This is a genomic window from uncultured Campylobacter sp. (genome assembly GCF_937997595.1).
In the GTDB taxonomy this organism is placed as follows: Bacteria; Campylobacterota; Campylobacteria; order Campylobacterales; family Campylobacteraceae; genus Campylobacter_B.
This window is the reverse complement of the sequence record NZ_CALKTS010000173.1, coordinates 1-8,671: the sequence shown is the minus strand read 5'-3', so window position 1 is coordinate 8,671 and position 8,671 is coordinate 1. Positions and strand designations below refer to the sequence as shown.

At 39.5% G+C, this 8,671-nt stretch carries 9 protein-coding genes; 3 read left to right on the top strand and 6 right to left on the bottom strand.

Going from position 1 to position 8,671, the window contains the following annotated elements; genetic code table 11:
* Positions 1-180: 180 nt before the first annotated feature.
* From Q0614_RS06285 to Q0614_RS06270, 4 genes are all read right to left on the bottom strand, one after another.
* Positions 181-348, bottom strand: coding sequence for a hypothetical protein (locus Q0614_RS06285; protein ID WP_298787344.1), 168 nt, complete (start codon positions 346-348; stop codon positions 181-183).
* A gap of 340 nt (positions 349-688) precedes the next feature.
* Complete coding sequence (locus Q0614_RS06280; protein WP_298787342.1) at positions 689-1,432, bottom strand: ArsS family sensor histidine kinase; 744 nt, start codon at positions 1,430-1,432, stop codon at positions 689-691.
* A 20-nt stretch (positions 1,433-1,452) separates the two neighbouring features.
* Positions 1,453-1,860 carry a hypothetical protein gene (locus tag Q0614_RS06275; RefSeq protein WP_298787341.1) on the bottom strand — a complete coding sequence of 136 codons (408 nt, stop codon included), beginning with the start codon at positions 1,858-1,860 and terminating at the stop codon, positions 1,453-1,455.
* 95 nt (positions 1,861-1,955) lie between these two features.
* Positions 1,956-2,318, bottom strand: a complete 363-nt coding sequence (locus tag Q0614_RS06270; RefSeq protein WP_298787339.1) for a winged helix-turn-helix domain-containing protein — start codon at positions 2,316-2,318, stop codon at positions 1,956-1,958.
* Here Q0614_RS06270 and Q0614_RS06265 point away from each other — a divergent pair.
* The 3 genes from Q0614_RS06265 to Q0614_RS06255 are packed head-to-tail and all read left to right on the top strand — an operon-like array spanning position 2,292 to position 5,811.
* Positions 2,292-2,720, top strand: coding sequence for a molybdopterin dinucleotide binding domain-containing protein (locus Q0614_RS06265; RefSeq protein WP_366125046.1), 429 nt, complete (start codon positions 2,292-2,294; stop codon positions 2,718-2,720). The genes Q0614_RS06270 and Q0614_RS06265 overlap by 27 nt on opposite strands.
* On the top strand, positions 2,620-5,250 hold the full coding sequence (locus Q0614_RS06260; protein ID WP_366125045.1) for a molybdopterin-dependent oxidoreductase: 2,631 nt from the start codon (positions 2,620-2,622) through the stop codon (positions 5,248-5,250). The genes Q0614_RS06265 and Q0614_RS06260 overlap by 101 nt, the downstream gene beginning before the upstream one ends.
* Positions 5,251-5,253: 3 nt before the next feature.
* Entirely contained in the window at positions 5,254-5,811 is a 558-nt protein-coding gene (locus Q0614_RS06255; RefSeq protein WP_297943364.1) for a hypothetical protein, read from the top strand.
* Between the two features lie 187 nt (positions 5,812-5,998).
* Here the strand turns inward: Q0614_RS06255 and Q0614_RS06250 are convergent, their stop codons facing one another.
* Together Q0614_RS06250 and Q0614_RS06245 are read right to left on the bottom strand one after the other, a co-directional pair.
* A complete protein-coding gene (locus Q0614_RS06250; protein ID WP_298787336.1) occupies positions 5,999-6,694 on the bottom strand; it encodes a response regulator transcription factor in 696 nt (231 codons plus the stop codon).
* Positions 6,691-8,671 (bottom strand): cache domain-containing protein (locus Q0614_RS06245; protein ID WP_298787334.1); only part of this gene is annotated, 1,981 nt, incomplete at its 5' end. The genes Q0614_RS06250 and Q0614_RS06245, both read right to left, overlap by 4 nt.

Below are 8,671 nucleotides of genomic sequence, written 5' to 3'. Positions count from 1 at the left end.
AATTTGAGCGCAATTGTGGCAAAATTCGCTTGAAAAAACGGTTAAATTTTAAATCTGTTCTCATTTCGTCGGCTAAATTTCGCCTTAATTTACGCAAAATTTTATCGCGAATCATATCGTTTACGGGGCATGCGCTATTTATATGTATCACGTAGCGCTAATTTCATCCGCATTCTTATTTTAATTCGCTTCGTTTATATGCAACACTTGCCAAACGCCACTACGTCGATATACCGCCAAATACCCATACATTATACCTTGCCGACAGAACGCGCTGTCGTTAAATTTCACCCACGCCAAAATCAAAATTTTAAAACTACTCATCGCCACAGTCTTACCAAGCAGCATAAAATTTAACGCCGCGCATCAACCAAAACGATCACGTTTAAATTCAGACGCCCTCATGCCGTACTCTACTAAAATTTTATCTTTTCTACACGACGAAAGAGCCGTTAAATTTTAGCGTGCGCGTGCGAATTCTTCTTCAGCTACCTTATTGTGGCTTCTACGGAGTGACTAAATATCTAAAAAATCTCGGAATTATCATAAACCAAAAAATATAGTGGATATCGCAGGGGTGTCATTGTACTATCAATAACAGATTTGTTAGGCTTTATAAATGAATTAATCAGCGCAAATAACGAGCTTAAAATGATTTATAAGTATTAATAATCAAGTTATTTTTAGATCAAGTGTTTATGAAACATATTAGAAAATTATTTTTACCCTCTTCATGCTTGTATTTTAGGGCATGACCGTGTTTTTTAAAAATTTGATTTGCTATATAAAGCCCAAGGCCAAGTCCTGAATTTGACGTCTCTACCTTTCTGTTAAAAGCTCTTTCAAAATCAAGTCTTTCCGGTTCCAGCTCATCTCCCGTGCTGCTTATACAGACGGCATTTTTATCTATATTTACAAGGACTTTGCCGCTAGAGTATTTTAAGGCGTTATCGATCAAATTTTTAACTCCGGTCGCATAAAGTTCAAAATCAACCTCAACCGCGCTTATTTCCATATCTGCTCGCACTTCTATGCGACTCGTGTCTTTTAGTAAAAGCATATCTACCGAGTGATCGACGATGTCTATAACTCGGTGTTTATTTTTCTTAAGCTCCCATTCATTGGATACGAGTTTTTCGACCTTGACAACCTCGCCAAGTATCATCTCTAGCCTTATAAAAATTTGTTTTAACCTATCTCCCGCCTTATCGTCTTGTAAAATTTCGGCTATCATGTCCGCCATGATCCGCCCTTTCATTATTGGGTTGTGAAATTCGTGCAAGATGTTGCGTAAAAAGAGCGCCCTAGCCTGTTTTATGGCGTCTATCTTTTGCATAGTTGTGTTAAATTCACCAGCGATTTGGCCTATTTCGTCGTTTGCCTCTACTTGTATCAGCCTAAATTTATCCTCCTCGCCTGCTCTTCTTATCATATTTTTTAAATTTCTAAGCCTTAGCAGTTTTTCAAAACGACTATAAAAAATGCGACCATCACGATATTTACTACAAGCCAAAGTATCCAAATGCCATTTGAAGAAATTTCTTCTAAATTTTCTAAAGGCACATCGTTTTTTGCTATGTCATCTTTGCTTGATACATTAAGCCCTGCCGCATCCATAATGCGCGAAAACATTTTTGGCTTGATAGAAGAAAATCTAGGCACAAAAAACTTTTTGTTATACCTTATCATATCAGTATACGAGTCGCTATAAATTTTCTCACCGCCTTGCCTGATCTTAATAGGATCAAGCTTGCTGTTTTTAAGACCTATTTGCGCTAGCTGCTTAGCTGCGTTGCCTTTTACTTGTCCTCGTATACGCATACCTAGGCATAAAGCGTTCATAAGTATGATACTCTGCATCTCTTACTTGCCTTTTTGACTCGATAAAAAATGCCAAATTTACCGTAATGAGCGCGGCAAAAAAGAAAAATGATATGAGTTTGATGATAGATATATTACGCATTGATAAATTTATACCCTATACCGCGCACAGGGTGGATGAAGTGTGGATTTTTAGGGTCGTCGCCTATCTTTTGGCGCAAGCGTCCTATGGCTACGTCGATGCTTTTTAGCCCACTTTGAAATTTAGCCTGGCCTAAATTTAACAAAATATCCTCTCTTGATACGACTATCCCCTCTTTTTCATAAAGGTAGATAAAGATGTCAAATTCCGCCTTTGTAAGCGCTATGGTTTCTCCATTTTTTAAGATAGTGCGTCTTTGTTTATCTACGCAAAAGGTTTTTGGCTCGCTACTAGCTTGTATCCCTCGGCGAAGTAGCGTGAGCCAGTTCTGATAAATCCAGAAAATGCTAAACAAAAAGGCATTGAAAATGGTGATCTAGTCGTTGTTTCATCAAAACGTGGCAAAATTTTATGTGGTGCTGTTGTAACAGATGATGTCAGAAAAGATGTAGTTTGCGTAGCAGAGGGTGCGTGGTATGATCCACAAAATCCTGGTGAGATAGGATCTATGTGTGTTCATGGCGATGTAAATGTCCTAACTATTGATAAGGGCACATCAAAGCTTGCACAAGGCAATATATCTCACACAGCTCTTGTAAATATAGAGAAATTTACAGGCAATGCTACAAGAGTAAGGTGTTTTCAAAACCTAACGCATAAAACTTATAGCGTCCGAGCTCTTCGGGCATTTTTTTACAAATTTTTTAAAATTATACTTTTATTATACTTTTTATTTAAAATTACATTTATATTTTAAACTAACCACAAAATTTCACAAAGAAGAAAAGATGCAAAGACGAGATTTTTTAAAAGCCGCAGCAGCTACAGCCGCTGGTGCAAGTAGCTTAAACGCAACAAGTCTCATAAGTGACAACCTAATGAGCGACACGCCTGCAAAGATGAGCGCAAGCCATTTTGGTGCTATCAAAGGGCTAGTTAAAAACGGTAAATTTGAAGGTGTATTAGATGCCAGCGAGATTGACTTTTACCCAGTTAGTCTAACTCAAGGCGTGGTTGCCAGAACCTACGATCAAACTCGTATCGCGCGTCCAAGCGTGCGCAAAGGATACCTTGAAAAAGGCTATCAAAGCGATAAATCAATGCGCGGTAAGGACGAGTGGGTTGAGATAAGTTGGGAGCAGGCTTTTAAACTAGTAGCCGACGAACTAAAACGTGTTAATAAAGAATATGGCGGTAGCGCAATCTACGGCGGCAGCTACGGTTGGTATAGCGTTGGTAGCGTTAACAATCCGCAAACGCTTCTTGGCCGTATGCTAAATATCATTGGCGGCTACACGACTCGCACGCTAAACTACTCGCAGCATGCTATTAGTGCGATTACGCCACACGTTGCAGGCTCTGACGAGGGCAACTCTCTTGTTACTGCGTGGCCTGTGATACTTAAAAACACCGAGGTTGTCGTCATATGGGGAGCTGATCCGATCAATACAAACCAGATCGCATGGGGCGTGGCAGATCATGAGAGCTACATTTATTTTCGTAAGTTAAAAGAGCAGATGAAAAAACGTGGCATCAAAGTCATCACGATCGATCCAGTTTATAACAACACCGCAAACTACCTAAACTCAGAGCACATTTTCGTCAATCCAACAACCGACGTTGCTATGATGATGGCGATATGTTACGAGATGATGAACGCTGGCGTGGCTGATGAGAAATTTCTAAAAAAATATACAAGCGGCTCAGAACAATTTATCGCTTATCTCAAAGGCGAGAGTGAGGATAAAGTCGTGAAAAATGCGGCTTGGGCAGCAAAAATTTGTGGCGTAAGCGAGGCGGATATTATAAATTTGGCTAAAATTTTTGGCTCAAAACGTACTATGTTAATGGGCGGTTGGGGACCACAGCGCGCACATCACGGTGAGCAGTTTCACTGGATGATGATAACGCTTGCTGCGTTTATTGGACAGATCGGCTTGCCTGGTGGCGGATATGGCTTTGGTTACCACTACTCTGACGGCGGTTGCCCAAGTCCAGCTGCGCCAAACGGTAGCGCACTTGCACTTGCAAGCGGCTCTGCTACGACATCTACGGCTTTCCCCGGACTAGGAGCTATCGGCATCGTACCATCAACTGAGGGCGAGTGGAAAAACCGCAGCAATATTGCTATTCCTGTTTCAAGAATCCTTGATTGCATAAACAACCCTGACAAAGAGGTCGATTTTAACTGCAAAAAGATTACCTATCCGACTATAAAAATGGCATACTGGGCTGGCGGCAATCCATTCCACCATGCGCCAGATACAAATTTAATGGCCAAAACATTTGAAAAGCTTGATACATTTATCGTGCAAGATTGCTTCTGGACGGCTTCGACTCGCATGACTGACATCGTTTTGCCGGCTACCACCGAGCAAGAGAGAGATGACATCACAAAATCTCATACAAACAAATTTATTATAGCTATGCACAAGATTGCCGAGCCATACGAGCAAGCTAAAAACGACTACCAAATTTACTGCGGCATTTTAAAAGAATTTGGCGATAAAGAGTACATGGCATTTAGTGAGGGCAAGAGTGAAATGGACTGGATCAAGCAGTTTTATAATGCCTCAAAGAAAAAGGGCGATGATGCAAAACTAGGTATGCCAAGTTTTGAGGAGTTTTGGGCGAAGGGTTATGTTGAGTTTAAAGTCCCGCCTCACGCTCACGAATACGTAACTATGGCCGAATATAGAAAAAATCCTATCATCAACCGCCTAGGAACGCCATCTGGCAAGTTTGAAATTTTGTCTAAAAAGATTGCAAAAGCGGCTTATGATGACTGCAAGGCGCACCCAACTTGGATGGAGCCGATGGAGTGGCTAGGAGACGTGGAAAAAACAAAAAAATATCCATTAAATTTAGTAACCCCGCACCCAAAATACCGCCTTCACAGCCAACTAAACAACACATGGCTTAGAAACCTTGAAGAAGTTCAAGGCAGAGAGCCTGTATGGATGCATCCAGACGATGCAAAAGCTAGAGGTCTTGAAAACGGCGATGTGGTAAGAATTTTTAACGATCGCGGTCAAACTTTAGCAGGACTTATCGTGACTAAAAACGTAAAACAGGGCGTTGTTAGAATGCAAGAGGGCAGCTGGTGGGATCCAGATAAAAACGGACTTTGCAGACACGGAAACGTAAACGTCCTAATACCAAACGAGCCAACCTCAAGCCTTGCTATGGGAAATCAAGCAACTGCACTCGTGCAAATCGAGAAATTTGAGGGTGAATTGCCAAACCTAGAGGTCTTTTCTCAGCCAAAATTTGCAAAAAAAGGATAAGAAGTGAAAAAAATAGTTATGTTTTTAGGGCTTAGTGCTGCGCTTTTTGCTAACGATGCTTATGTCGGTACGCCAGCTAAAATTTTAGATAAGGTTGGCGGCAAAGAGATCGGTCAGCTTTTTGTGGGCGCAAAAGTCAAGGTATTAAAAGATAGCGGCAATTTCGCCGAAGTCGAATATAACGGCTTTGTGCCTGGCGAGGGCAATACGGCTTATGCTAGACTAGGTGTCCTAGAGAGCGACATAAGTGTTAAAAACGATAAAAATTTCAAGAAAAATGGCGTCCAAAAAGATGACTATGACAATGAATGGATCAAGGTTAGCGTTAAGGGAGTAGTTGACAAAAAGGCTTTAAAGTCAAATTTAGACGAGGTTTATAAACCTGGCGAAGAGTTGTTTAAAGAGCGATGCGGGGCGTGTCATGCACTACACGGATACGATGAGTTTAACGTAAATGTTTGGCCAAGTGTTATAAAAACTATGATTGGCAACGCTGGACTTGATGAGACAGAAACGCAAACTTTGACTAGATTTTTACAAAGTAAAGCTCCAATAGAATAACTTTATTTTGTACATCGTCTTTCATGAGCTAGAAAATTTCGGCATTTGGTAGACTATATATCTACTCTTAGGACGAAATTTTCTTTACAACTCGCTTTTAGAAAATCAAATCATAGTACTATTATTTTTCAAATTTGACTTTTTGCGCTTAAATTTAAATTTTACACGCTGATTTAAAGGCAAATTTTTAAGCTTCGTCATCAAGCGAGAGCTTGTAGCCAAGTCCTTGAACGTTTTTGATAAGTTGTGTATAGGTTTTGGTGCGTAGTTTGTTTATGTAGTTTCGTATCGTTTCAAATGACGCTACTTTACCGTTCCATGCGAAATTTTCTATCATATCAAACGATACGACCCGCTCTTTATTTATCACTAGGATATGCAAAAGTCGCTGTTCGGTTCTAGTTAAAACGATGGTTTCGCTCTCTTTATAAAGTAATCTGCCTTGTGTATCGTAGCTAAATCCACGACCTAAATTTAGTCGCTTGCTAGTTTTTGCACCGTTTTTTGTGGCCATTAATATCATGATTAAAAGTTGCTGTTTGTCAAATGGCTTTTTAAGTAGGTTTGAATTTTGTATGTTGAGTGAGTTTTGTAAATTTTCATCGGTATCATAGGCCGTAATAAAAATGATCGGCACACGCTCGTCAAGCTCTCTAATTCGTTTTGCCATCGTTGTTCCGCTCATTTGGGTCATATTGATATCGGTGATGATAACATCAATGTCGTTTTTGCTAAAGCTCTCAAGACCGTCTTGCCCGTTTCGCGCCTTGTAAATTTGCCCTACATATGGTTTAAGAAGTTCAGCCAAAACTCCTTGCAGCTGCGTGTCATCCTCAACCAAAAGTACATTTAGGTGCGCTAACTCTTTAAAAATTTCGTTCATTTTAATAGCTCTATTTCGAATTTTGTCGGGTTTTTGGCATTTGCAAGTCTTATGTCGCCACGTAGTTTTTTCTCGAAAATCAGCTTGCAAAGATAAAGCCCCATACCGGTGCCATCGTCGCCTTTTGTGGTAAAAAACGGTTCAAAAATTTTATCTAAAAGCTCGCTATCTACGCCATTTGCATTATCTTCGATAGTAATAATAAATTTGCCTTCATCTTGGCTCAAATTTATAGCCACATAAGGAGAGAAATTTTCTGTGTCTTTTGCCTTTTTGGCCAGCTCATCTTTTGCGTTTGTGATAAGGTTCATAAGCACATGTTTTATGTAGTTTGCATAGCCTTTGATCTCATGAGGTCCATCGTCGTATGTAAAGCGTAACTCAATATTTTTTACTTGAAGCTGTGGTCGGCAAATGTATAAAACATCATCTAGCACGTCGGTTAGATCAAATTCTTTCTCGCAAAAATCCTCTTTGTAAAAATCCCTAAAAACATCGATAGTCTCATTCATAAGCTCAACGTTCATGCGTATATTTTCGATGTTTTTTAGTGCCATTTTATCGCCATTCTTGCCGCTTAACAGCTCATGCGTATCGCTTGCAAGAAGCAAAAGCGTATTTAGAGGCTGCTTGTATTGATGTGAGATCACGCCTATCATCTCGCCAAGTGCTGCCATTTTGGAGTTTTGCAGTAAAATTTGCTCTTGTTTTTGCCTATTTTGTTCCAAACCCACTTCATGCGTAATATCGTGCGACATGATAAAAACACCCTCAAATACGCCTTGCTTGTTAAGCAGCGGCAAAAACTCTGTTTTATAAAACAGCTCGCCCTTTTTTGAAGTCAGGCTAAAGCTCTTGGTTGGGTTGCTGCTGATTTGCGTAAATATACTCTGTGTAGTTTGATTTGAGCAGAAAATATTAGAGAGTTCTTTTAAATTTTTACCTATATTTGCCTTAAATTTTAGGCCAAAAATTTTCTCAAATTCTTTGTTGATAAAGGCGATATTGCCGTCTTTATCCGTGATAACAAGCCCACCTATTGGATTTTTGACAAAAAGATTTAGAAGGTGTTTGTTTTTGTAAAATTTTCGCTGTGCCACGTAAAGACTAGCAAAGGCGCAAATACCAAAAAATGCAAATACCAAAAAAATACCAAGATCTTTTAATGCTTTTTTGTCGATTTGCTTGTAAATCATACCCTCATCAAGCACGCTAACTAGCATCCATTTGCTATTTGCAAGCGTATCATATACAAAAATATAGGACTTGTTTTTGATAAAAATTTGCTCGTTTCCTTGTTTTTTAACTGAAATTTTTTGCAATACCTCTTTGGTTTGAGTGTCTGAAAAATCTAAAATTTGCTCTGTTTGATCAAGGATATTTTTGCCATCTACCATTAAAAACGCTGAGCCATTTGCAAGCGGAAAGAGTGCGGCAAGCTCCTTTTGAAAAATTTCAAAGTCAAGATCGACTGTCAAAACACCTATAAATTTACCATTTTTTAAAAGTGGCGTTGAGACAGAGATGACGTAGATGCCAAGCTGATGGTCTATATATGGCTCGGTAAAGCTTGTTGTCATACTCTCTTTTGCAGCCACAAACCAAGGGCGGTCAGAGAAATTATATTGTGGCTCTATATCGTTGCTTGCGACAAATCTGTAGCTATCCGGATATCCGGCATAGACTGCTAAAAAGCTACCTGTTCTAGCAACAATGCTAAGCACGCCTTTTATCGTAGCATAGTCTTTTATATAGTCTTTTGTCTCTATAAATTTAGCTGTCTCCTCAAGCAGTCGCTTTTGTTGTTCAATGCGCTCGTTTATTATTGCTTTGTATTTTTGTACCGTTTTTATCTGGCTTGAGACGGCAGAGTCGTATGTTTGTTGTTTGTTTTCATCATAGTTTGTAAAAACTAGATAAAAATATCCCACAGCAACGGCGACTAATAAAATGTAAAAATAATTTTGCTTGAATTTC

Bases quoted from the DNA above. Each gene is read 5' to 3' on its own strand.
- Q0614_RS06250 (WP_298787336.1), bottom strand. From the start codon at position 6,694: ATGAACGAAATTTTTAAAGAGTTAGCGCACCTAAATGTACTTTTGGTT.
- Q0614_RS06280 (WP_298787342.1), bottom strand. From the start codon at position 1,432: ATGATAAGAAGAGCAGGCGAGGAGGATAAATTTAGGCTGATACAAGTA.
- Q0614_RS06285 (WP_298787344.1), bottom strand. From the start codon at position 348: ATGCTGCTTGGTAAGACTGTGGCGATGAGTAGTTTTAAAATTTTGATT.
- Q0614_RS06275 (WP_298787341.1), bottom strand. From the start codon at position 1,860: ATGCAGAGTATCATACTTATGAACGCTTTATGCCTAGGTATGCGTATA.